General features: G+C 48.3%; 20 protein-coding genes and 1 tRNA gene. 16 read left to right on the top strand and 5 right to left on the bottom strand.

Annotation, left to right across the window (positions count from 1 at the left end; all coding sequences use genetic code 11):
- Window positions 1-8 precede the first annotated feature (8 nt).
- From menA to ACFSW8_RS04995, 10 genes are all read left to right on the top strand, one after another.
- Entirely contained in the window at window positions 9-890 is an 882-nt protein-coding gene (gene menA / locus ACFSW8_RS05040) for a 1,4-dihydroxy-2-naphthoate octaprenyltransferase (protein ID WP_377177604.1), read from the top strand.
- Window positions 891-905: 15 nt separating this feature from the next.
- Window positions 906-1868, top strand: a complete 963-nt coding sequence (locus tag ACFSW8_RS05035; protein WP_377090433.1) for a hypothetical protein — start codon at window positions 906-908, stop codon at window positions 1866-1868.
- A 59-nt stretch (window positions 1869-1927) separates the two neighbouring features.
- Window positions 1928-2956, top strand: coding sequence for an AMP-binding protein (locus ACFSW8_RS05030; RefSeq protein WP_377177602.1), 1029 nt, complete (start codon window positions 1928-1930; stop codon window positions 2954-2956).
- Window positions 2957-3225: 269 nt separating this feature from the next.
- Window positions 3226-4332, top strand: coding sequence for a ribosome small subunit-dependent GTPase A (gene rsgA / locus ACFSW8_RS05025; protein WP_377090428.1), 1107 nt, complete (start codon window positions 3226-3228; stop codon window positions 4330-4332).
- Between the two features lie 244 nt (window positions 4333-4576).
- Window positions 4577-6070 carry a tetratricopeptide repeat protein gene (locus ACFSW8_RS05020; protein WP_377177600.1) on the top strand — a complete coding sequence of 498 codons (1494 nt, stop codon included), beginning with the start codon at window positions 4577-4579 and terminating at the stop codon, window positions 6068-6070.
- A gap of 18 nt (window positions 6071-6088) precedes the next feature.
- Window positions 6089-6697: a PDZ domain-containing protein gene (locus ACFSW8_RS05015; protein ID WP_377090423.1), complete on the top strand. Its 609-nt coding sequence runs from the start codon at window positions 6089-6091 to the stop codon at window positions 6695-6697.
- A gap of 178 nt (window positions 6698-6875) precedes the next feature.
- Window positions 6876-7298, top strand: a complete 423-nt coding sequence (locus ACFSW8_RS05010; protein ID WP_377090422.1) for a DUF6941 family protein — start codon at window positions 6876-6878, stop codon at window positions 7296-7298.
- A gap of 22 nt (window positions 7299-7320) precedes the next feature.
- Window positions 7321-8130 carry an SDR family NAD(P)-dependent oxidoreductase gene (locus tag ACFSW8_RS05005; RefSeq protein WP_377090420.1) on the top strand — a complete coding sequence of 270 codons (810 nt, stop codon included), beginning with the start codon at window positions 7321-7323 and terminating at the stop codon, window positions 8128-8130.
- Window positions 8131-8269: 139 nt separating this feature from the next.
- The gene (locus ACFSW8_RS05000; protein ID WP_377177598.1) at window positions 8270-10012 is read left to right on the top strand and encodes a sulfite reductase subunit alpha; all 1743 of its coding nucleotides are present in this window, start codon (window positions 8270-8272) and stop codon (window positions 10010-10012) included.
- A gap of 103 nt (window positions 10013-10115) precedes the next feature.
- Window positions 10116-11231 (top strand): LOG family protein, encoded by a 1116-nt coding sequence (locus ACFSW8_RS04995; protein WP_377090416.1) that lies wholly within the window; start codon window positions 10116-10118, stop codon window positions 11229-11231.
- A 10-nt stretch (window positions 11232-11241) separates the two neighbouring features.
- Here ACFSW8_RS04995 and ACFSW8_RS04990 read toward each other — a convergent pair.
- Both ACFSW8_RS04990 and ACFSW8_RS04985 read right to left on the bottom strand, forming a co-directional pair.
- A tRNA-Leu gene (locus tag ACFSW8_RS04990) sits at window positions 11242-11322 on the bottom strand.
- A gap of 152 nt (window positions 11323-11474) precedes the next feature.
- Entirely contained in the window at window positions 11475-12053 is a 579-nt protein-coding gene (locus ACFSW8_RS04985) for a hypothetical protein (protein ID WP_377090415.1), read from the bottom strand.
- A gap of 32 nt (window positions 12054-12085) precedes the next feature.
- Between ACFSW8_RS04985 and ACFSW8_RS04980 the strand changes: the two genes are divergently transcribed.
- On the top strand, window positions 12086-13363 hold the full coding sequence (locus tag ACFSW8_RS04980; protein WP_377177596.1) for an MFS transporter: 1278 nt from the start codon (window positions 12086-12088) through the stop codon (window positions 13361-13363).
- Here ACFSW8_RS04980 and nadB read toward each other — a convergent pair.
- Both nadB and panC read right to left on the bottom strand, forming a co-directional pair.
- Window positions 13360-14982, bottom strand: coding sequence for an L-aspartate oxidase (nadB, locus tag ACFSW8_RS04975; RefSeq protein WP_377090412.1), 1623 nt, complete (start codon window positions 14980-14982; stop codon window positions 13360-13362). The genes ACFSW8_RS04980 and nadB overlap by 4 nt on opposite strands.
- Window positions 14983-15000: 18 nt before the next feature.
- Complete coding sequence (panC, locus tag ACFSW8_RS04970) at window positions 15001-15855, bottom strand: pantoate--beta-alanine ligase (protein ID WP_377177594.1); 855 nt, start codon at window positions 15853-15855, stop codon at window positions 15001-15003.
- 135 nt (window positions 15856-15990) lie between these two features.
- Here panC and ACFSW8_RS04965 point away from each other — a divergent pair, with 135 nt between their 5' ends.
- From ACFSW8_RS04965 to ACFSW8_RS04945, 5 genes are all read left to right on the top strand, one after another.
- The gene (locus ACFSW8_RS04965; protein ID WP_377090409.1) at window positions 15991-16608 is read left to right on the top strand and encodes an OmpH/Skp family outer membrane protein; all 618 of its coding nucleotides are present in this window, start codon (window positions 15991-15993) and stop codon (window positions 16606-16608) included.
- Between the two features lie 141 nt (window positions 16609-16749).
- Window positions 16750-17598, top strand: coding sequence for a diadenylate cyclase CdaA (cdaA, locus tag ACFSW8_RS04960; RefSeq protein WP_377177592.1), 849 nt, complete (start codon window positions 16750-16752; stop codon window positions 17596-17598).
- A 145-nt stretch (window positions 17599-17743) separates the two neighbouring features.
- Complete coding sequence (gene bioD, locus ACFSW8_RS04955; protein ID WP_377090406.1) at window positions 17744-18394, top strand: dethiobiotin synthase; 651 nt, start codon at window positions 17744-17746, stop codon at window positions 18392-18394.
- A 28-nt stretch (window positions 18395-18422) separates the two neighbouring features.
- Window positions 18423-18896 carry a GNAT family N-acetyltransferase gene (locus tag ACFSW8_RS04950; protein WP_377090405.1) on the top strand — a complete coding sequence of 158 codons (474 nt, stop codon included), beginning with the start codon at window positions 18423-18425 and terminating at the stop codon, window positions 18894-18896.
- Between the two features lie 30 nt (window positions 18897-18926).
- Window positions 18927-19598, top strand: coding sequence for a ubiquinone/menaquinone biosynthesis methyltransferase (locus ACFSW8_RS04945; protein WP_377090404.1), 672 nt, complete (start codon window positions 18927-18929; stop codon window positions 19596-19598).
- A gap of 139 nt (window positions 19599-19737) precedes the next feature.
- Here the strand turns inward: ACFSW8_RS04945 and ACFSW8_RS04940 are convergent, their stop codons facing one another.
- Window positions 19738-22725: a DUF7133 domain-containing protein gene (locus ACFSW8_RS04940; RefSeq protein ID WP_377090402.1), complete on the bottom strand. Its 2988-nt coding sequence runs from the start codon at window positions 22723-22725 to the stop codon at window positions 19738-19740.
- Between the last annotated feature and the right edge of the window lie 63 nt (window positions 22726-22788).

Here is a 22788-nt window from a genome sequence, read left to right as displayed (position 1 = left end):
CTCCGACCATGAATGAAACATTGAAATCATGCATCCTAGCTGCGCGGCCGAAAACTCTGCCAGCAGCCATTGTGCCAGTATGGTTAGGGTGTGTGCTAGCGTGGAAAATCAGTGGGAGATTTGATCTTTGGTTAGCTATTTGCACATTGATGGGGGCTATCTGGATTCAGATAGCTACTAACTTCTTTAATGATGCCATTGATAACGATAAAGGGGCTGACACCGAAAAAAGGTTAGGCCCTGTGCGAGCGACTGCATCGGGAATGTTGAGTCGAGGGCAGGTCTATGGCGCTGCCACCCTATGCTTGTGTATCGCTGCGTTTTTTGGATGGTTTTTAATTGAAGAACGTGGGTGGGTAATGTTGGCGATTGGCATTCCCTCACTCTATTTATGTTATGGGTATACTGGTGGCCCCATCCCGTTAGCGTACCGTGGGCTCGGTGAGCTCTTTGTTATCTTATTCTTTGGTGTGATAGCAGTGATGGGAACAATCTTTGTGCAGTTGGGAAGTTGGCCAATGGAGGGCATACTGTTAGGTCTTCAATTAGGTTTGCTGAGCTCAGTGCTTATTTCCATTAACAATCTGAGAGATAGAGAAGAGGATGCTGGCAATGCAAAACGTACTTTGGCGGTGAAACTTGGTGAGCGTTGGGGCAAGCGTGTGGTAGCAGTAGAGATCTTTGGAGCCTTTGCTCTTTCGATAGCATGGGTGTATTTCCAACTTCCTGAGCTATGGCTTGCTACTGCTTTTTTCATCCCGCTAGGTGTCAAAATATGGATTGGAGTCCGTGACGAGCCAGCCAGCCAGCGCTACAACCAATTTTTAGCGATGGGGGGTGCTCAGTTGATCCTTTTTGCTATTTTGTTTACTGTAGCCTGCGTACTCTAACGCCCAGTAATTTCTATGAGCGCGCCTATTTACATCCACCGTTACACCTTACACAGCAGAGATGGCCTGAATAGTCGCTCTGACCAAAGGTCACACAAGGGGCTCTTGATACGCATTAACGAGGGTGTCGGCTGTATCCACCCTTGGCAAATTTTTGGAGACCCAAGTATCGAAGAGGTAATTGAGGATTTGAAAAAGGGACGCTTCTATCGTCCGCTTATTCGCCCAGCAATTAAGTGTGCTATGGTGGATGGAGCGATGCGTAGAGAAGGCGTGAGTGCTTTTCAAGGTGTAGAGATTCCTAGATCTCACGCAACGATAGTGGGAGGGGGCGAGGCGATAGATTCGGCTGTTGGTAATGGCTTTGAGGTCATTAAGATGAAGGCTGGTCGCAATCTTGAGGAGGAGGTTGAGTTGCTAAATGAGGCATCGAGTCGACATCCTGGGCTTAAATGGAGGTTGGATTTCAACAACGTGCCAGGAGCTGGTCAGCTTAAGCAATTCATTGAAGCGCTGGATGAGGGGGTGAGAGAAAGCATTGATTTTTTTGAGGATCCAAGTCGCGTCGATGACCCTGTGTGGCAGCAAATCCAAGACGTGTATGGCATTTCAGTTGCGATGGATAGAGAGGAACCGCCACATGGAGTGCGCTATCAATATTCTGTGATCAAACCTGCTGTGGACGATCTTACTAGCGTGTGTACACGGGCAATGGTTGGTGGCCAACGTGTGGTACTAACGAGTTACATGGACCACCCGATTGGCCAATGTTTTGCGGCATGGTCGGCGACGAAAATTGAGAAGCGATTTTACGGATTACTTGATCCAATAGCGGGATTGATGACGCACGGATTATTTGAGGCAGATGCTTTTATCGAAAGGATGGGAGACATCACTCCCGACTGGAAGTCGCCAGGTGGCACAGGCTTTGGCTTTGATGATTTGTTGGAAAGCATAACATGGGAGAAGTTAGGATGATAGATTGCCACTGTCGTTATCTTGAGCCGGCATTCTGGCACGCGCGAGAGGTGTGTATAATGCACAATACACAAGTGGCAGTGAATGAGTCATTTGGTGCGTGGTGTGTTGGACAACTGGCTTTGTTAGGTCATGTACTCTTTCAGACATCAGGCTCTTCAGGGAAGGCAAAATGGGTAGCACTGAGTAAGTCGGCGATGTTGGCATCGGCACGCGCAGTCAATACGCACATAGGGGTGAAGGATGGTGATAGTTGGGGGCTCGCATTACCTATCTATCATGTTGGTGGCTTTGGTGTATTAGTGCGCTCATTTTTAAATGGCGGACGGTGTGCGGTCTTTCACAGAAAGTGGGATCCTGTTGCTTTCAGTAAGTTTGTGTATGAGGAACATTGCCAACATCTTTCATTAGTTCCCACACAATTGGTTGATCTCGTTAGAGCACGCTGCGTGGCCCCTGAGTGTGTCGACTCTGTAGTAATTGGCGGGGGTAGGCTAGAGGATCGCATTTTTGAGGATGCCAAAGCACTGGGTTGGCCAGTGTTGAGAAGTTATGGGATGACGGAGGCATCCTCTCAGATAGCCACTGGTGATAATGGTGACGGCTATTTACGCGTTCTTGAGGGTTGGTCGCTAAGGCTTAGTGAGAGCGGAGAGCTGGAGTGGAAGGGTAAAGCTGGACTAAGCTTTTATGTGGTACAGGACGGCTCCTCCACCGGTTGGTCGATCGTAGACCCAAAACGCTCGGGGTGGTTTCGTACACAAGACAGGGTCTTATTGCGCAATGGGGAGGTGAAGGTGTTGGGACGCAGTGACCACTTGGTTAAAATTCTGGGGGAACTCGTCGACATTCAAGAAATCGAAGAGTTGGTAGAACACCACTGCCGCTGTGCCTGTGTGATTTTTGCGCAAGAGGACCAACGTAGAGGGGTTCGCCTTGTTCCTGTGCTGGAGACCGATGGAGTGGCCACACTACCACCATTGGCGGGATTACAGCGTTTAGAGGCACCTTTATATGTGCAATCTTTTCCTCGCAGTGGACTTGGAAAAATTCAGAGGGAAAAGCTTAGGGCTATTCTGAATGTATAGGCGTCTGAATATGAAGAGCTCTGTTGGAAGGGGGAGTATTCTACACAAGGTTCGCATACTCAAAGGTGAGGCGATGTTGATTCATTGCTTCACAGTGCGAACAGGAAGAAAATGAAATGAAGAATCATCAAGTTATGTAAGCAAATTTCGTGCTTTGAGGCTGATTTGGTACCTCGCTGTGTTGGAAGTTGTGCCATTCTTAGGGCATCATGCATTTAGCGAAAAAATCAGTCGAAAATTGTGTCTGAGTCTGATTATGCTGCTTAGAGATGACACTTGAGGACATTGGTTGGAACGATGAGTTTGAGAAGGAATTTCGCCCCTATGCAAAGAAGGGATGGGTTCCTGCGAGGTTGATCCGTGACAACAAGATTAGCTATGGCGCCTTACTCGATGGCCCACGCGAGCTAGAGGTCATCATGAGTGGCAAGGTGTATCACGATGCCAGCTCTGACGCTGAACTTCCGGCTGTTGGAGATTGGGTTGCGCTCGATCTTGGTGGCGATGATGAGGATCATGTCATTCGCGCAAGGTTGGAGCGACAAACCTGCTTCTCGAGAAAACTACCAGGCAAGAGTAGCGAGGAACAGGTGATGGCAGCCAATGTATCAGTCGTAGTGGTGGTGACAGATGCGGGTTCCGATTTCAACCCGCGGCGCATGGAGCGCTACTTCATGCTGATTGACCGCAGTAAGGCGAAACCCGTCGTGCTTGTAAACAAGAGCGATTTATTCCCTGAGGAGCTTAACATCTCGGCGAAGGCTGAAATTGAGGAACTCAATCCGGATGCTGACGTGTACATCACAAGTGCAGCCAAAAATGAGGGACTTGAGGTGCTTAAGCAGTACTTAAAACCTGGTGTGAGCATCACTATCGTAGGCTCCAGTGGTGTTGGTAAATCGACTTTAGTAAATCAATTAATGGGGGAGGAGTGGCAGTGGACCAGCGAGGTGAACGAGCTCACAGGCAAAGGTCGTCATACAACTACTGCACGTGAGCTCATCGTCCTCGATGAAGGTGGAATCTTAATTGATAATCCAGGCATTCGCGAAGTTCAAATGTGGACGGATGAAACCACCTTGAGAGAGAGCTTTCTCGATATCGATGCGATTGCGGCGCAATGCCAATTCCACGATTGTAAGCACGGCAGTGATAGAGGGTGTGCCATACGGGCTGCAGTGGAGAGTGGTGTCTTGCCCGTCGAACGCTACGAGAGCTATCTCAAGTTAGAGGAGGAGATTGAGAAGCTAAAGAAGCGACGGAAGAAGCGCCAAATGAACACCGAGCGACGTGCGAAGCGTGACCACAAGGTCAAAGCCCGCAATCTGGCTGATCGAATCGATTACGAAAAGCGACAGCGACCAGAGAGGTATTGATTTGGGGGAGCATTACCCTCGTTAGTGCCTTCTTGGAAAGGCGGCTATGGCAAATGATGTCATCACTAAGTCTCACTCAGATGTAGTATTGTGAGTGATGTTAGGCTGTAGTGATGTGTCTATCTCAACCTCAGTGTGCCAAACTAGGTCGTTATGTTTTCCTAATTTAGGTTAGTAGTACGAAGGTGAAAAATAGTGCTTGCGGCAGAAATATCTGTCACATAGTTCTAATATTCTTCACGCCATGTATTTGCTACTAATCCGTTATGTCATGCTATTCACCTTGTTAGGGGGCACCTACTTATCCTCAACATTGGCTGCAGAAGCCAATAAAACGATCGACGGGGTGTGGAATCAGAAACCTTGGTCTGCGGAAGCCATGCAAGAGGGAATAAAGGTTGGAAGTCCAGATGCATTAGCCGAATGGGCGTTCTGTTCGTTTTATGGGGAAAACAAGGTACAACATATTCCTGAGCAAATTTTTCTGAGAGCGAAACAAGCAGCTGAGCAGGGGAGCATATTAGGCAAGTGTATGCTAGCTACCTGCTACTTTTCATCAACTGGCGTTGAACTTAACCTTGAAAAAGGAATTGCTATCGCTGATGAGCTAGAGGGAGTTACACATCCATTTGCTCAGTGGCGGATTGCTAGAATCTATGCATTTGGTGAGGGTAAATATGCAGATCGTGAAAAAGGAATACGTCTCATGCGAGAGTTAGTGAGAAAAAATGTACCACAAGCGTATACGAGGTTAGCTATTTTACATGGAGACAAGAGCAGTGGTCACTATGATCATGAAAAGTCCATAAAGCTCTACCGAAAAGCGGTTTTTAAATTTCGATCCGTTGAAGCAGCCTGCGAACTTAAAATTCAGCGACACAAGCTAGATAGTCATTTAGGCGAAAAAGAAAAGGTGGTGTTGGAAGAAATTGTTTCTGAAGCAGCTGCCCTTCAATACCCAAAAGCGCTTTTTGCATTAGGGTATAGCGCATACAAAAACAACAACCCAGACCAAGCTATACCTTACCTCATTGAAGCTGCGAACAAACGAAGTATACGTGCAATGAGCATTCTTTCCATCATTACGAGGAAGTCTCGTCAAGGCACTTACAATGTTGCGGATGGGGGTGCTACTATAATTGATGAGATGTCACACCTTAGTTATCTAGCTGGAAAGCGGAGTTCTACTCTTGTAGAAAATCACATTTCTTACCTGATTAAAAAAATTAATAAGACCAAAGATCGACAAGTATACAAAAAGCAGTCTCAGGAAGTCCTTAAGCTTAGTAGAAATCTCATAGCTGATAAAAACTGCAACGCTCATCAGCTTTTAGCTAAATTTTATCTCTATGATGCAATCGATCACGGTGGACCAGAAGAGCATCTAAAAAGAGCTGAAAGCCACTACATCTATCACATCAATCATGTGCCAACCAATAGCATAGCGATTGGAACTCAATTCATGCAGAAATCTGGACGCTTCAACAATCTACCAAAAGCTTATGCAGCATTAAAATCTAGCACATCCTTAGGTAATGACTACGATAAGAAATATAGTGCGAGACTGCTAGAAAGGTTGATCAAGAAGATGACTCCAACGGCAATCGAAGAGGGGGAGGAGTTGCATGATAATGGATACCCCTTTGCAGAGGAATATCGACTAGAAGCTCTCAAGCACCTTATCGAGGTTGGTGATATTCCAAAGGACACTCAACTAGACACCTCTACAAGTCACTAATTCCTCGAACGCAGAGCTATGAAATTCACGTTATTCATCTTGGTAAGTTGTTTTATCAATACGTTATCTACCCTTGGTGCCCAAGATCTCGATGTTAATATTATCGAGAAATACGTTGAGGGAACTCTCAACAAGGAGGAGTCAATCGAGTTTGCATTACACACCTCAGTAAATTACGAGCAGGTCATGAATCAGCTCGAGGCTTTGCAGAACACGAAGGCACAATCGCTGTCCACAGAGAAGCTTCAGCAAGTCATCAAAAAATTAAAGGAGGTTGGAGAAGTTTCTAAAAAGAGTGAAAAACCCGAGCGTTCACTTACAGGAATGCATATTGCTTGGTTCATAGTTTCTAAAGATGACACCTTATCTTCACTGCCATTAATTTACAAAGTCGATCAAAGCAGTGCGGCATATAAAGCGGGCCTTAGAGCAGGCGATGTTATCCAGAAGGCGCATGGAAAGAATCTTACAGGTTCACATTCTGCGATTGAGTTCCGTCGGTTGCTCGCACTTTGGCCCACTGACTCTTCACTCAAACTCAGTATATTAAGATCTCCCACAACTGTTGGAAATGGCTTCTCTGGTAGGGATCGAAGAAAGCGGATGACATTTGAGTTTACACCCTGAGTGTATTTTTTCATTTAATGAACGGGTTTCTTCAAAATAATGGTACGTCTTAAGCGTGTTGAGGTGTGTGTATGCTAATGTTAAATTCCTCGAAGTCGGTGCTTTACGTAGCGAGGAAATCTGGCATAGGTAATGCGCTCTCGTTTTGTGGGCACAACAATTAGACTAAAGAAGATTTATGGATATTCAAATTGCAACACTCTGCGACTTCGCAGCTGACTACAATGGCAAGATGGTGATCAATGGTACATTTGACACACTTGCAGCCCCTCAAATGCCTGTGGTTCACCCACATTGTTGCCTTGCGATGCGTCTTTGCATCACTCCTGAGGACTCTGGCCAGCGTAAGTTCAGCGTAAACATCATTGATGCAGATGGCAATTCACTCGACGACAAGATGCCAATCGAGGCAGATATGCCAATCGAGCTTCCTGAGTCAGTTCCATTCATGACGCGTAACTTGATTCTCAACCTTCAGGGGCTTCAGTTCCCAGAGGACGGCATCTACTCTATCGACATCAGCATCGACGACGAGTTGATGACACGCATTCCATTACGCATTGTTGAGCACGACCCAAGCGCTCAGCAAGCGGAAGCATAAATTTTAGATTTCCCAAATCGCGATGACGGAGACCCTCCACTACCGTTCTGTAATGATCACTGGCGCCTCAGCTGGTCTCGGTGAAGAATTTGCACGCCAGCTTGCTGGCAATTGTGATCAGATGATCCTGATTGCACGTCGCGAAGATCGCTTGCTTCAGCTAGCAAGTGACTTGAAGCAGGGGAATCCACACCTTGATGTGTTGCACTTCGCGGTTGATTTGATCGATCGTGAAGCGCGCACAGCATTCATTCAGCTGCTCGCGGATCATGGTGCGAGACCTGATCTGCTGATCAACAATGCTGGGATGGGGGATTATGGTGAATTTGCGGAGGCAGATTGGCCAAAATTGGAGCAAATGCTTGAGCTCAATATTAATGCTCTTACCCACCTCACTCACGCCCTCCTCCCCTCCATGAGGGAGTTAGAATTTGGCGATATTATCAACGTGAGTTCCCTAGCGAGTATTTTGCCAATCCCTGATTTTGCTGTGTACGCTGCTACTAAGGCCTATGTCACCAGCTTTTCTGAAGCCATTCGGATGGAATTGGCTGAGTCCGACATCAACGTGATGGCTTTATGTCCCGGGCCTGTCCACACGGAATTTGGCACGGTCGCCATGCGTGGCGAGGATAAGAATAAGATTCCAGGGAATGAATTTTTCTACACCCCAAAAGAGGTGGTTGTAGCGGAAGCGATTTCTGGCCTCATCAAGGGACGGGCACGCGTCTACCCAAGTTGGAAGATTGGCTTAGCTGCTATAGCCATTTCGGCGATTCCAATTATTGGGATACGACTCCTTATGGGGACGCGACCGCGGCGCGAAGCCTAGTCGAAGCTTAGTTTGTGGCAAAATCATTGGATTTTGCAAAAATAATGCAGTGCTGGCACCATCAGTGCTTGCATGCTGATGTGCTTTGAAGCAATTTATCCGCCCTCAGGGAAATAAGTCCCTAGGAGAGAATTTTACTATGTCACAGCAGAATTACATTCCTGATGATGCTCCATTCACGGCCGAACAACGCCAGTGGTTGAATAACTTGGTATCCAACTTCATCAACGACCTCACATCGGGGCGTGGCCTTGCGGGGCAGAGTGCTGGACCTGCCGTTCCCGTCACTATTTTGGTCGGCTCCCAGACTGGCAACTCCGAAGCTCTCGGCAAGAAGCTCTCTAAAGCGATGGCTAAGATGAATTTCAACCCAGAGCTTAACGATCTTGGGTCCTACGAGATGGAGAAGCTTCCCAGTGAGCAAAATGTCCTGATCATCACCTCTACATACGGTGATGGTGAACCACCAGACAATGCGGCAGATTTCCATGAGTGGATCCTCAGCGACGCGGCACCGAGTCTCGAAGGGGTGAATTTCTCAGTCCTCGCTCTAGGCGATACCGAGTATCCAGATTTCTGCAAGTGCGGGATCGAATTTGACCAACGTTTTGAACAGCTTGGCGCGAAACGCATCTACCCGCGCGTTGACTGCGACGTTGACTTTGATGAGCCATACGAGGAGTGGAAGAAGGGGGTTCTTGACGCGCTCGGCGCTTCTGCGGCACCAGTTTCTACTTTCGAAGAACCAACGGAAGATGGATACAGTAAGAAAAATCCATTTCCGGCACCCATCTTGAAAAATGTGAACCTCAATAGCCTCGATTCTGAGCGTGAGACACACCACATTGAACTTTTATTGGATGGCTCAGGTCTTGAGTATGAAGTGGGTGACGCCTTAGGTGTCTATCCACGCAATGACGAGGGCGTGGTTGATGAGATTCTCAGCAATCTGCCATTTAAGCCAACGGAAGAAGTCCCACTACCCGGTGGTGGTGAGACAAGCTTGCGTGATGCGCTTATCAATAGCTACGACATCCGCAATCTCAATAAGACATTCATCCAAGCATGGCAGGCCCGCAGTGGCTCACCTTACTTGAGAGCGCTCGTTGAAGGAGATGATAAGGCATCATTCGATGACTTCTGTTGGGGGCGTGAGTTAATTGACCTTATCACAGATCACCCAGCTGACTTTGAAGATGCAGAGGAGTTTGTGGGCGTGCTTAAGAAGTTGCAGCCGAGGTTGTACTCGATTTCTTCGAGCCCGAAGGCGCACCCGGGTGAAGTGCATCTCACGGTAGGTATTGTCCGCTATCACAGCAAGTTCCGCGATCGCGGCGGCGTGTGCTCTACGTTCCTGTCTGACCGCTCTAACGATGTTAACCCTGGGGTGTTCTTGCACTCAAATAATGCATTCAGGCTTCCAGAGAATGGTGACACGCCAGTCATCATGGTGGGTCCTGGCACAGGGATCGCACCATTCCGAGCCTTCCTCGAGGAGCGCAAAGTCACTGAGGCCAAAGGTGGAAACTGGCTATTCTTCGGTAACCCGCACGAGGCGCAAGATTTCCTCTATCAAGATGAGCTCGAAGGGATGCAAAAGGATGGCATCCTTACGAAGCTAAGCACAGCTTTCTCACGTGATCAGAAAGAGAAAGTTTACGTTCAGAACCGTATGCTTGAAGCAGGTGCTGAGCTCTGGAAGTGGCTCAATGACGACAAAGCGAGCTTCTACGTCTGCGGTGATGCCTCACGCATGGCCAAGGATGTCGACGCAGCATTGCATACGATCGCTCAGGAGCACGGCGGCCTCAATGAAGAGCAAGCGGTAGACTTCATTAAGCAATTAAAGAAAGAAAAGCGCTATTGTCGCGACGTCTACTAAGGCATTCATCGCAATCAACTTACAAAAGGCCCACACCTCTAGCAGTTAGAGGGTGGGCCTTTTTTCTGTAGCGGCGTGATGATTCCTCGCCTAACGTGGAGGTATGAGTAAAAAACACCACAAAGATGTACCCCAAGAGAAGGATTTCACTGGGGGGATGATCCACTCCGCATCCTGCTCTTATGTAGGATCCACAGGCGAGAAGGAGCTAGACGACAAAATTATGCAGTGGGCCAAATCTATGGATCACGACGGCAATTTTTGTTTGTTAGCTGAAATGCTCACCACTGCTGTGCGTCTCACGAGAGGTGCTGTGACGCAGGGGGACTTCAAAATGATGAATCGCGCACTTAAAGAAATGCGGATTTCTTCTGAGGTCTTCTACCCGTATCGCAAAATTAAGAAGGTGGGAATCTTTGGATCTGCGCGCACCAAGCCTGAGGAAGTTGAATATCAGACTACGGTGAAATTTGCGGAAAGGATGCGTGAGGAAGGCTTCATGACTATCACTGGTGCGGGTCCCGGTATCATGGCTGCAGGTAATGAAGGGGCAGGTAAAGACTTCAGTTTTGGACTCAATATTTCGTTGCCGTTTGAGTCCTCTGCAAACTCCTTCATTATTAACGATGAGAAGCTTATAGATTATAATTACTTCTTCACTAGAAAATTATCCTTCGTGAAAGAAGCTGATGCAGCGGTAGCATTACCTGGCGGATTTGGCACGATGGACGAGATTTTTGAAGCATTAACACTCATTCAGACTGGTAAGGCTCTGGTGTATCCCATTGTGCTTCTCGATGCCCCAGGTGGCACCTATTGGAAGTTCTGGAATCAATTTGTGGAGGAGCACCTGATGCGCTTGGGCTTAATCTCTGAGTCTGACTTTTCACTCTTCCGCGTTACGGACGATATAGAAGTGGCTGTGAAAGAGATTGTCGATTTCTACAGCAACTTCCATTCGTATCGTTACATTGGCGACAAGCTGGTGATTAGGCTTCAGGAGAAATTAGACAGCAAAGCATTCGCTAAATTGAGCAAAGATTTCTCAGATATTGTGAAATCAGGAGAGATGACACAATGTGGCGCTCTATCCGAAGAGAGTGGGGAAGAGGAATTAGCAGTCTTGCCACGGATTGTCTTTAGGCATGGTCGCAATGACTTTGGAAGACTCAGAGAATTTATCAATGCGATTAATTTAGCAAAGACAGCAAAAAACTAAGGAGGGGAAATACCGGCGGCCGGGATCGAACCGGCACTCACAAGGAACTCGATTTTGAGTCGAGCGCGTCTACCAATTCCGCCACGCCGGCTACTCCTTAGTGCGGACGAATAGTGCGAATTTCACAGGAAATGTCAACTTGGGAGATGTACTTTTTTGCTGCAATATCATAAGGGAGTAAGCTTAATCAACTTACAATCGACCAAGGTGAGAGACGTTAGCGCGCACTCTCCTTTATTGTGGTTATTGCTTTGCAATTCCATGCCAACCGGGGGCTTTCGCGAACAATTCTTTCAACAAACTTTTCTCATCCTTATGCGGACTGAAAAGTTGAATACCCTCAAGAGTCTCAGTGATGGTGGGGATGACGAGCTTCTCTTTTTCGATTTGGCGCAAGTCTCTGGTGAACGTCCTATTCGGAAAATACCGCTCGATGAGGTGAAAACAGGTCCAGGCCCGGGCGATTCTCAATCTTGGATTTGGCTGCTTCCAATTCATACGACTTGCTAGATGCTGGAAATGGCGTACCGGGTTGCCGATGAAGCCTTCGGCCTCACTGTGCTCTACAATCCAGAGAATAGCGGCATAAGGCAGCGGATATTGAGTTAGAGTTGGGTTATCTGGTCCAAGGGTGGCCATCATCGCCTTGTCGAGCTGCAGGATTGCTTGGGCAGGCTTATGAGATAGCCAGAGTGACTGTGCAAGCTCGAGACAGGATAGGTAGAATTGCTCAGAACACTCGTTTCGGTGTTGGCGTGTGTGGTTGATAGGCAATGAGCTGCTAACCTGTGGCAAGGTGGGACAAGCGATAACTTGATGCATGATTTGACTTGAAGATATGGAGTGGGCGAGACATGAAGTCTTTCGCTTTGAATACTAGCCCGACATCCTCACTACGCAATATTTGGATTGGGGTAGTGTTTTTTTTAATTTCAGTGCCACCAGGGCTGTGGAATCCGGCACTGCCTAATATCTTAGAAACCTATAACGCGCTGTGGGTGATCCCTTACGCCACAGCGGTCGGCCCGCTCGTGGCGATCTTCTCCAGCCTGATGTTCACCTCACTCGCTGATAGACGTATTGAGGCTCAGAAGTTGCTCGGCATCCTCACCCTCTCAGGATCGCTCTTTTTATGGCTTTCATTTTCGGTGTTATCTTGGGGGTGGAACCCATGGTGGTATGTTTTCATGCAGGGTTGTAATGCGCTTATCTCCGCACCTATGTGGGCATTGCTCACCAAGATTGCACTCGTTAACACAAGTGACCCCCAAAAGAAATTCCCTCTCTACAGAGTGTGGGGGACAGTGGGGTGGCTCTTTGCGGGTGTTCTTGTTAGCTGGCTCCATCTTGACGCTTCTGCTGAGGCTGGAAAAATTGGAGCATTCGTAAGATTGGGCCTTGGTGGACTTTGTTTCATGCTTCCGAGAACTCCAGCGCGCGGCGAGAAGGCAAGCAATTGGAAACAAGCTCTTGGTTTGAGTGCCTTTAGTCTTTTTTCTAACCGATCTCTGCGAGTGTATTTTATCACGGCGACCTTGTTCGCCATTCCCTTGGCGGCTCACTACATGTATGCGCCGCAACTTCTCAAGCAACTGGCAGAGCAACCTCAGCAGTCTGATTGGGCTTCAGAATTAGTGCGTTGGCTTCTCCCTGGCCCTACGGCTCAAATGTCACTGGGTCAAATGACCGAGTTGGTAGCCATGTTAATTATGAGTTGGTTGGGCGCTCGGGCGAAGGTGAAGCCATTAGTTATTATAGCTATGTTGTTTGGTGTCACACGCTTTGCACTCTATGCGGCAGCTGGTCACTATGGCCTCATAAGTTTGATGTGGTTGGGCGTGGCGCTACATGGCCCCACTTATACTTTTTTCTCGATCACTGGACAGATGTTCGTGGACCGGCGGGTTTCGGAGGACATGAGAGGGCAGGCGCAAGCCTTGTTAGGTTTGATGAGCACGAGTGTCGGCCACACGACCGGTGCACTTAGCTGTGGATTACTCTATCAGTGGAGTAATGCGGGAAAAACCATCATTGGCTGGACTCTATTCTGGGGCATCCTCAGCATCAGTATAGTGCTGTGCTTTGCTTATTTTGTCGTGGGTTACAAGCAACGCGATGCACAGGCTTCCTAAAAGCGTCGCAACTCGGTATCACGTTGGTAGCTATCAACCTTATCTGGGTAATCGAGAGTGTAATGGATGCCGCGGGATTCTTTTCTCCGAATCGCACAGTCGACAACCAGAGCTGCGACCGTCACGAGGTTTCTTAACTCTAGAATATCGGAATTTACTTTGAACCCCCAATAGAACTCTCTGACCTCTTTGCGGAGATTGCGGAGACGATGAGCAGCTCTTAAGAGGCGGTTATCGGTGCGCACGATGGAGACGTAATTCCACATGAGTCGTCTGATCTCATCCCAGTTGTGGGTGATTAAGACTTGTTCGTCCAGTGGTGTAGCATCACCAACCTCCCACTCAGGGATAGGCGGTGATGAAGGTGAGGGGTGATTTGGTGGATAACTCTTCATCATTGCGCATAAGGCCCTTCGAGCCACCACGTTACCTTCTAACAGTGAGTTTGAGGCAAGGCGATTTGCGCCGTGCAAGCCTGTGCAGGCGACTTCACCTACAGCAAACAAGCCGCGAATTGTCGTTTTACCATTCACATCTGTACTCACACCACCACATTGATAATGTGCAGCAGGCACAACTGGGATAGGCTCTTGTTCACAGTCGAGGCCGAACTTCAGGAGAGTGTTGTAGATGTTTGGAAAGCGCTCTTGCATGAAACCTTTTGGTTTATGCGTGACATCAAGATAGACGCAGCTGGCCCCAGTCTTTTTAATTTCGTGATCAATGGCGCGAGCGACAATATCACGTGGTGCGAGTGAGCCACGTGGGTCGTGCTCATAAGTAAACTCTTCACCTTTGCCATTAATGAGGCGACCACCTTCTCCGCGAACTGCTTCCGAAACAAGAAATGAGCGAGCTTTTGCTCCCGTGGCAGCAGGGTTGTAGAAGCAGGTGGGATGAAACTGGACGAATTCCATATTTGCAATGGTTGCACCTGCACGCCAGGCCATCGCTAGGCCGTCGCCAGTCGAGCTATCAGGATTTGTTGTGTAGAGGTAAACCTTGCCGCATCCGCCAGTAGCTAAGACGATCCTATCAGATCTGAAAATGTTTACTTCACCGCTCGCCTCATCAAGCACATAGGCTCCAAGGACTCTATCTTCAGTGACGGCACCTAGTTTACCGGTGGTGATGAGGTCGATGGCGAAGTGATGCTCTAGGAGGGTGATGTTGGGGTGCTCCTTGGCTGCATCTATCAAGGCTGAGGCTATCGCATAACCAGTAGTGTCTTTTGAATGTAGCACACGCCTTTTTGTGTGACCGCCTTCATTGCCAAGATTGTATTGGTCTGATTGCTTCTCATCTTTATCAAAATGCACTCCGTGACTAACGAGGTCGTCAATACTGGCGGCACCTTCTTCAACAATTTGCCTAACAACGTCCTCTTTGCAAAGGCCCGCCCCTGCATCTATGGTGTCTTCGATATGTCTATCATAGGTATCACCTTCAGCTCGCAGCGGCTCATCGAGCACGGCTGATATTCCGCCCTGAGCCCATGCTGTATTAGAATCTAGCGCTTCACCTTTAGTGAGTATGATAACAGTGCCGTGTTCTGCAGCTTTTAGAGCAAATGAAAGCCCAGCTATGCCGGAGCCGATAACAAGGAAATCTGAGTGCATGAGGTCTAAGGATGAATGCTAAAATTGTGACGTAAGCTCAATATTATCAATGAGTCTAACATTGCCAAAGAATGCAGCAATAGCGATGACGCACTTTCTGTCGATCTGATTGATAGATTGAAGGGTGGCAGCGTCCACGCACTCCAGGTAGTCAAGGCGCGCATCTGGCGCGCTTTCACTTAATTGCTTTTGAATTAATTTTAATAGAACGCTTGGCTCAACAGCACCTTGAGTGACACGGTCGGCCGCGCACTTCAGAGCTGCATAGATACCGGGTGCTTGTTTACGGTGCTCAGGGGTGAGGCGAACATTACGCGAGGATAGCGCTAGGCCATCAGCTTCTCGGACGGTGTCGACTCCATGAATGATAATGGGAAAATTGAGATCTCGCACGAGGCGGCTGATGATAGCGAGCTGTTGGTAATCCTTTTTGCCAAATACTGCATCAATGGGGGTAAAGAGGTTGAATAATTTCGCGACCACGGTGCAGACCCCATCAAAATGGCCGGGGCGTGTGGCGCCACAAAGTTTTGACGAGAGTGAGGACTCACTAATAAGAACGGAACGATTCTCGGCATAGAGGCTCGCCGTCTCTGGAGTGAACACAAGATCTACACCCAGTCGCTCACATGCGGCTAGGTCAGCCTCTAGGGTGCTCGGGTAGTTTTCTAAGTCGCTCGCATTATTAAATTGGATAGGGTTCACGAAGAGTGAGACGACCACAACTCCATTAGGTCCAGCAATATCACGGGCTTTATGGATGAGAGCAAAATGCCCATCATGGAGAGCTCCCATTGTAGGTACAAGCACTGGAGGAGTAGCGAATTTCTTCTTAGCAAGAAGTAGCTCTGGGATAGTCTTTACAATTTCCATAGCGAAATACGGCGGCAAGGTGGCTGCTGGTGGGCTAAGAATAAAGCAAAAAGATTGCGGAATGGGCGTTGACGTCGAGCCTGTGAGTATGCACATTGATGCCGATCTAATTTCATCGCAAAGATTCTAATATCCATGAAAAACATTGTAAAATCCTTCCTAGTTGTCGCAACAGCGGCAATGAGCCTCACTTCTGCTGTTGCTGAAGAATTGAAAATTGCCTCCGTCAACATGGAGAAGCTTTTCAATGAGTTTCACATGACAAAGAAGGTTCAAGCGCAAGTAAAGGTCGATCAAGAGCGCATCCAGAAAGATAACGCAAGCCGACTTGAGCACATCCGTGGACTCCAAGCTGAAATTGAAAAATTGAGCAAGCAACGCAGTGATGCAACCATCAGCGACAAAAAGCGTCTCGAGATCGAGCGTCAGATTAAGCTCAAGGTTAGCGAGGGTAATGCTGCAGACAACGAGCGTCGCCAGTGGCTTCAGCGTCAGAGCAAGGCTCTTGGGGAGCAAACTGCAGAAGAACAACGCGTCATCCTTGAAAAGATTCAAGGCAAGATCGCTGACTATGCTCGGGAGCAGGACCTCGACATGGTTGTCGACCAATCATCACGCAGTGCCACCCGCACACCCGTATTTGCCTTCATGAAGGACAAGTATGATGTGACAGAAATTCTCCTCAAGGATCTCAATAAAGATGCTCCTAAAGAAGAAGCTAAGCCGGCTGAAGAAAAGCCAGCGTCTGAGTAAAATACTCTGAATCTATTTTCCCAAAAGCGCCAGCAGCCCCCACGACCACGCTGGCGCTTTTTTCATTCTCCATGAAGTAGAATTCCACCAGCAGAGCACCAAGAGCATATTAATACTTCACAAGGTGTTGGGATCTAGATAATGATACTAAAGATGCAATTCCTGCTAGAACATTGGCGAGACGGCGTAGAGATTCTTATTCTCTGGATAGGTATCTATCAGCTCTACAGAGCATTTAGAGCAACGAGGGGGGCTAGCATTCTTGTGGGGATCGTCATGATTTTGGCAATCGCGACCTCCTTAGCATTCATATTCCAACTTAAGGTCATTGCCTGGATTCTGACGAGATCAGTCATCTATGGAGCGTTTGCGCTCGTCATCATCTTCCAGCCTGAGTTGCGTAGCGCCCTTGCAAAATTGGGCAGCAGCAAGTTGTTTTCCTTTTCTAAAAACCAACGCTTGGAGTTCACCAGCATCCTAGCAGATGCAGCAATTCAACTTTCAAAACATCGGATCGGGGCGCTTTTCGCATTGGAGCGCGAGATCAACTTACGTGAGCACCAAGACACTGGGGTCAACCTTGATGCTGAATTTTCCCCTGAGCTTGCACAAAGCATCTTTTACCCAAAAGCTGCTCTTCACGACGGAGGCATGATCCTCTCACAGGGGAGAGTTGCCGCTGCTGGCTGCGTATTTCCCGTAAGTCAGCGAGAGATGAGTGATCGAACGCTCGGCCTGCGTCACCGAGCTGCCATTGGCCTCACCGAGGAGACAGATGCTGTCGCTATCGTGGTGAGTGAAGAGACGGGGCATATCTCGATTGCTATCAATGGTGAGTTGAGGCGCAATCTGTCCGAGTCTGAGTTCAAGGAGATGCTAGAAGATATCTTCCTGCCTGAAGAAAAGAAAGAAGAAGAAAATGCTAAGAAAACACTGGATAGCGAAGATAACAGCCTTGATCCTAGCGATCGTGATATGGTTTCTGATTAGTGGGGAGATTGAAGGGATTAGCTTCTCGAAAGAGTCAAGTGAGCAACTTCCTGCGGAGTAATAGCTGTAAGTTTCTAGATGCCTGTACTTGCATGTTCCTCAATCTTGCTGCAGTAGGAACGGTATAGCGCAAACAGCTAAGCACATGGGCAAAGGACTTTTCATTACTGGCACCGATACGGACTGCGGCAAAACGTACGTCACCTCACTCATTATTAGGTCATTACGCGCTGAGGGGTATGATGTAGTCGGGTATAAGCCGATATGCTGCGGTGACCGAAATGATGCGCTGGAGCTGGTTGACGCTTCAGGAGACACCCTCACGGTGGACGAGGCAAATCCGGTATGGCTAAAGACGCCGGCAGCCCCCCATGTTGCGTCGATGTTTGAGAACACCCCGATTGACACGAACGCTTTGCTCAAGCAACACGAAAATCTAAGCTCAAAGCATCAGGTGGTGATTACCGAAGGTGCAGGTGGTGCTCTCGTGCCCATAGCTGGCAGAGAAAACACTATTGCCGACTTCGCTAAGGAGGTTGGTTCACCAGTGATTATTGTAGTGGGTAATAAGCTCGGGGCACTCAACCACACCTTACTCACTGTCGAAGCTTTGAGAGCGCGTGATATCGAGCCTGCTGGCTTGGTTTTCAATAACCTTGTGGATGAGCTGGATACCGCAACGATCACCAACAAAGGGATTGCGGAAGAAATGTGCGGAGTGGAGGTTCTTACCGACGTGATCCGAGGTCAGGAAGAAATTGAAGCTTGGCCATTTCTTGAGCTTTTAGGTTTGTAAGCAATTTTCAGCAATCTAACTTACCGTCATGATTGACATGCTTGTAAACCTCTACGAGTTACCCGACTCGTCAGAATTATATCAAAAGCTTCATGATCAAGGCATCATTCTTCGTAGAGCCAATGCCTATGAAAGGCACATTGTTGCGGATTGGGTAGGGGAGCATTTTTCTCCAAAGTGGGTAAGCGAAGTGAAGGTGGCTTTCAGCCGGCAGCCTATCACGTGTTACATAGCCACCAGAAACAAAGAGATTTTAGGATTTGCGTGCATTGAGACGACAGCAAAGGGATTCTATGGACCCACTGGCGTATCTGATGCTGCACGCGGCACGGGGATTGGAAAAGCACTCCTACTCCGCACCATGGAAGCACTCAAGGAATCTGGCTATGTGTATGGTATTATTGGGGGTGTTGGGCCTATTGAGTTTTATAAGAAAGCGGTCGGTGCCGTGGAAATTCCCAACAGCACTCCTGGAATCTATCGAGACATCCTGCCCGACTAGAGCAAAGCAAACTTCAGCGTCACACTAACAATGCAAGATCCCACCTACGTCAAAAATGCCTTCAGCAAGATAGCAGACAGGTACGTCCTGACCAACCATGTGCTCAGTCTAGGAACCGATATCTTATGGCGCAAAAAAGTTGGACGCATGGTACGCGCTTGGTCTCCTGATGAGATTTTGGACGTTGCGACTGGCACTGGGGATTTGGCGCTTGAATTACAACGCGTCTGTCCAAATGCGAATTTGATAGCCTCTGATTTTTGTCCTGAAATGCTGGCGCATGCGACAGAACGTGGGGTCAAGCAGACGCTTGTGGTCGATGCGATGAATATGCCATTCCAAGATGATGCCGCTGATGTGCTCACTGTGGCTTTTGGCTTGCGCAACATGGCTGATTATCCAGCTGCATTGACTGAGATGCGCCGTGTGATCCGCCCAGGTGGCCACCTTTTGATTCTCGATTTCTCTACGCCTGAGGGGATTTTAAAGAAGCCCTATGGTTTTTATTTGAACAAGGTTCTCCCCAAAATAGCTGGCCTGCTAACAGGTGAGGAGGGAGCATACAGTTACCTTGCGGGCTCTATTGGTGATTTTCCAAGCGGGGATGCTATGATCAAACTCATTAGCCAGCAGGGGTATAGTGATGTGCAATGCACGCCATTGAGTGGGGGGATCGCCTCCATTTACACAGCTGTTGTGTAAGCTTTGGATACTGAGACAATGCTTTCGCCACCATGGTGAGTGATGCATTATGATTTTGCATTTCAATCTAAGTTAAAAAAGAAAAGCTCTCACTGCTGCGGCAATGAGAGCTTTGTGTTTTCTAGTGGGTGAAGTCAGATTATTTTTTATCTGCAAGGTAGCTGATCACATCAACAAACTCTTGAAGTGTGAGGTCATCGAGCAGGTGTGGCCCCATGATTGTTGAGCCAGCTTTCTTGACTGAGCTTACATCTGAAGCCTTCAGCTTTGTTTCAATCCCTGCAATGTTGCGCACAATCACGATGGCGTCATCTTTTTTAACGAGAGTGCCATTATGAATCGTGCCATCCTTCATTGTCGCATCGACCCAGTTCTCCGCAATCGTCGCATCTGGTTTAAGGATGGCTTCAGCGATTGCTTCACGATCGAGAATCGAGCCAATCTTGTTCATGTCAGGACCTTTTTTAGGGTCTGCCGCTTCAATACTGTGACAACCGATACATGCCTGAGTCTTGAGAACTTTTTTACCATTCGCCTTGTTAGGCTTATACTTCTCAAATGCTAACATAACATCTTCGATGGAGGTTTCACCGACCTTGGGAAGTTTTGGCCCCTTGTCGACGACTACATCATTGATACCTGGGATGAATGCCTTGTTATTCTTAGCAATCACGGTGTAGAGCGCCTTGTGCGCGGCATCAGCCTTCGCCATCTCAGCAAGGTAGGCTGAGGCAATCTTATCAGATTCTGACCAAGTAGTAGTTTTGTAGTATGGACCATGCGGGTCAGGTTTGGTGCTCCACCACCATGAACCATCATAAGGTGCCTCCTTGCTGTAGAGGCGAGCAAGCGCATCCATCAACTTCACTTTGAGAGTTTGGTCACTGCTGCTATTGAGCTTAGCAATCAGACCGTCGACACCCTTGCTGTCGTGCATGCGGCGTAGTGCCCAGATAGCACCATCCTGAGCAGGAGAGTCAATAGCGGCCAATGATGCGTCGACGCCACCAAGCTCGCGCAATGTCTGCACCGCGATATGTGGAATGACGATCTTAGAATTCGGAGTGGCGTGTGGTCCTTTCTCACGGCTGGAGCCACCAGGAGCGCTGTGGCTCACGATGAACTTCGCTTTTGCGTTAGCGTTAGATGTGTTTGCAAAGCCAATGGTGGCACTGAATGTCCCATGCATAAATTTCTTCGGGACATTAAATTCGATGGATGAGTTAGTGTGTGAACCAATGCCATATGCGAAAGATTTGCCGCCGTATTGCTTCAGTGGCTTGTTGCTGGCGGATTTATTCAGGGCAGTTTTGCCCCATCCTTGCTTCGCTTTTTTCCACTTTTTAAGCTCAAGCACCTTGCCGTCGGCGTTGGTGATTTTTGGCTCAAACCAGACAATGTGGTCACCACCGTTATCACCGTCTTCATCTCCAATGAGGAATAGGCGGTTACTTTCACCATCTAACTTGACGCTCACTTGCTCAGTCTGATCCACCTTGATAGACGATGACTCAAAAAGTGGCTTTGTCACTGATGGGACAACGAATTTACGTGGCTCGGTGATAGCTAGCTTTACAACTTCGCTTGCCACTTCCTGTTTACCAATACGCCCCAAGCCAACGAGAGCGGCAACTTGCACGCGAGGCTCGGTATCTTTAAGAGCTTTCAAGTAGGGCTCAACTGGCACGTGCTTAGCGACTTCCTTTCTGTCAGTTGCTGCACGTAGGGCAAATTCTCTCACGGATGCATCTTCAGCGAGAGCCATGAGTGCCTTGATGCCATCTTTCCCCGTCATTTGGGCGTAGGTGAAAATAGCGGCTGTGCGACACTCCAATGAAAGTGATGCGTCCTGGGCAATCGCTAACACGCTGTTAGGCGCTACCTTTGAGCCGCGATTCAGGATCTCTTGTTGAGTCGCAAGGCGCGCAGTGGCTGAAGGGGATTTTAACCCTTTAACTAAGGCTTCACCTTTGAGTTTTGAAAGTTCTGGGAATGGCTTGTAGTTGAGACCTTTAGGAGTCACGCGCTCTACAAACCCTTTATTAGGGTTACCTTTATACCCGGCTCCTTGCCAAGCTGCGATATACATGCGGCCAGATCCATCTACATCGAGATCAGTGGGTTGGGAGAGTCCAACAAAGTCCTCAACATCTTGAGTGAAGGTTGGGCCATCTTTGGTGAGGCGGTGGATGTAGACGTGATTACGCCCCCAGTCAGCCATCATTGGTTGTTTGTTGTACTTGGCAGGCCAGGTTGGTTCGTCCATGAAAAGGGCTCCAGTGCCAGAACCAGATCCCAAGTCACAGAGTGCTGGGATGATTTCATCGGTGAAGTACATATAGAGACTAGGATAGCCGTAGTCACCAGTTTGAATTTGGTCGATGAAACGGATCCACCAACCCACACCATCGTTGGTGTTACCACGAGTGTAAACGTTCATGAATGGATCAATGGCTACATCGTAGATGTTGCGCAACCCGTAGGTATAAAGTTCCATTTCACCGCCATCTGGACGCACGCGTAAGATACCTCCACCAAGCATTGTCATTTTGGTGCCGTCAGTGCCCTCAGCGTCCACAAATCCGAAATCGCCAACAGCGATATAGATCCAACCGTCAATCCCCATGCGGATGCCATTCGTGGTGTGGTCGGCACCGCGCGATCTATTAAATTTAATCGTGGAGACGTCTTTGATGAGGTGCTTTGCTGGGCCGTCCGCGACTCCATCTTGATCTTTATCCTCAAGCACTGAAAGGTACATCCCTTGCATCTCTTTTTGATCAGCGTAGTCAGCGTGTAACACGTAGACTTTGTCGCCCATCGCTACTATACCACGAGGGTGACCTAGCTCAGCAAAGACCGTGTGCTTGTCAGCTTTGCCATCATTATTGGTGTCTTGAAGCTTAACGATGCTACCTTTGCCTGGGCCTTTACCCAGAGAACCAAGCAAATCGATTCCCACATAGACATCACCATTGGCGTGCGCAGCCAAACATGCTGGGGATGGAGTGAGTGAGCTATCCGCAAACTTCGTAAATTCCAAATCACTTGGATTGGCCTGAGCAAACCCGAGAGTCGTCGCGTAAGCTAAGAAGCTCTTGAGTGTCTTTTTAGACGGTTTTTTCATAATTTCTGTGGGATTGGAGCCCAAGTGGTTGAGTGCGAGCCTCACCCGGGCTTAACATTTCTA

The organism is Rubritalea tangerina, from assembly GCF_042683245.1.
Classification (GTDB): Bacteria; Verrucomicrobiota; Verrucomicrobiia; order Verrucomicrobiales; family Akkermansiaceae; genus Rubritalea; species Rubritalea tangerina.
Note: the sequence above shows the minus strand (reverse complement) of the source record. Positions and strands in the feature narration are given on the sequence as shown.

Coding starts and splice junctions, on each gene's coding strand:
- menA (WP_377177604.1), top strand. CDS start 9: ATGAATGAAACATTGAAATCATGCATCCTAGCTGCGCGGCCGAAAACT.
- ACFSW8_RS05035 (WP_377090433.1), top strand. CDS start 906: ATGAGCGCGCCTATTTACATCCACCGTTACACCTTACACAGCAGAGAT.
- ACFSW8_RS05030 (WP_377177602.1), top strand. CDS start 1,928: ATGCACAATACACAAGTGGCAGTGAATGAGTCATTTGGTGCGTGGTGT.
- rsgA (WP_377090428.1), top strand. CDS start 3,226: ATGACACTTGAGGACATTGGTTGGAACGATGAGTTTGAGAAGGAATTT.
- ACFSW8_RS05020 (WP_377177600.1), top strand. CDS start 4,577: ATGTATTTGCTACTAATCCGTTATGTCATGCTATTCACCTTGTTAGGG.
- ACFSW8_RS05015 (WP_377090423.1), top strand. CDS start 6,089: ATGAAATTCACGTTATTCATCTTGGTAAGTTGTTTTATCAATACGTTA.
- ACFSW8_RS05010 (WP_377090422.1), top strand. CDS start 6,876: ATGGATATTCAAATTGCAACACTCTGCGACTTCGCAGCTGACTACAAT.
- ACFSW8_RS05005 (WP_377090420.1), top strand. CDS start 7,321: ATGACGGAGACCCTCCACTACCGTTCTGTAATGATCACTGGCGCCTCA.
- ACFSW8_RS05000 (WP_377177598.1), top strand. CDS start 8,270: ATGTCACAGCAGAATTACATTCCTGATGATGCTCCATTCACGGCCGAA.
- ACFSW8_RS04995 (WP_377090416.1), top strand. CDS start 10,116: ATGAGTAAAAAACACCACAAAGATGTACCCCAAGAGAAGGATTTCACT.
- ACFSW8_RS04985 (WP_377090415.1), bottom strand. CDS start 12,053: ATGCATCAAGTTATCGCTTGTCCCACCTTGCCACAGGTTAGCAGCTCA.
- ACFSW8_RS04980 (WP_377177596.1), top strand. CDS start 12,086: ATGAAGTCTTTCGCTTTGAATACTAGCCCGACATCCTCACTACGCAAT.
- nadB (WP_377090412.1), bottom strand. CDS start 14,982: ATGCACTCAGATTTCCTTGTTATCGGCTCCGGCATAGCTGGGCTTTCA.
- panC (WP_377177594.1), bottom strand. CDS start 15,855: ATGGAAATTGTAAAGACTATCCCAGAGCTACTTCTTGCTAAGAAGAAA.
- ACFSW8_RS04965 (WP_377090409.1), top strand. CDS start 15,991: ATGAAAAACATTGTAAAATCCTTCCTAGTTGTCGCAACAGCGGCAATG.
- cdaA (WP_377177592.1), top strand. CDS start 16,750: ATGATACTAAAGATGCAATTCCTGCTAGAACATTGGCGAGACGGCGTA.
- bioD (WP_377090406.1), top strand. CDS start 17,744: ATGGGCAAAGGACTTTTCATTACTGGCACCGATACGGACTGCGGCAAA.
- ACFSW8_RS04950 (WP_377090405.1), top strand. CDS start 18,423: ATGATTGACATGCTTGTAAACCTCTACGAGTTACCCGACTCGTCAGAA.
- ACFSW8_RS04945 (WP_377090404.1), top strand. CDS start 18,927: ATGCAAGATCCCACCTACGTCAAAAATGCCTTCAGCAAGATAGCAGAC.
- ACFSW8_RS04940 (WP_377090402.1), bottom strand. CDS start 22,725: ATGAAAAAACCGTCTAAAAAGACACTCAAGAGCTTCTTAGCTTACGCG.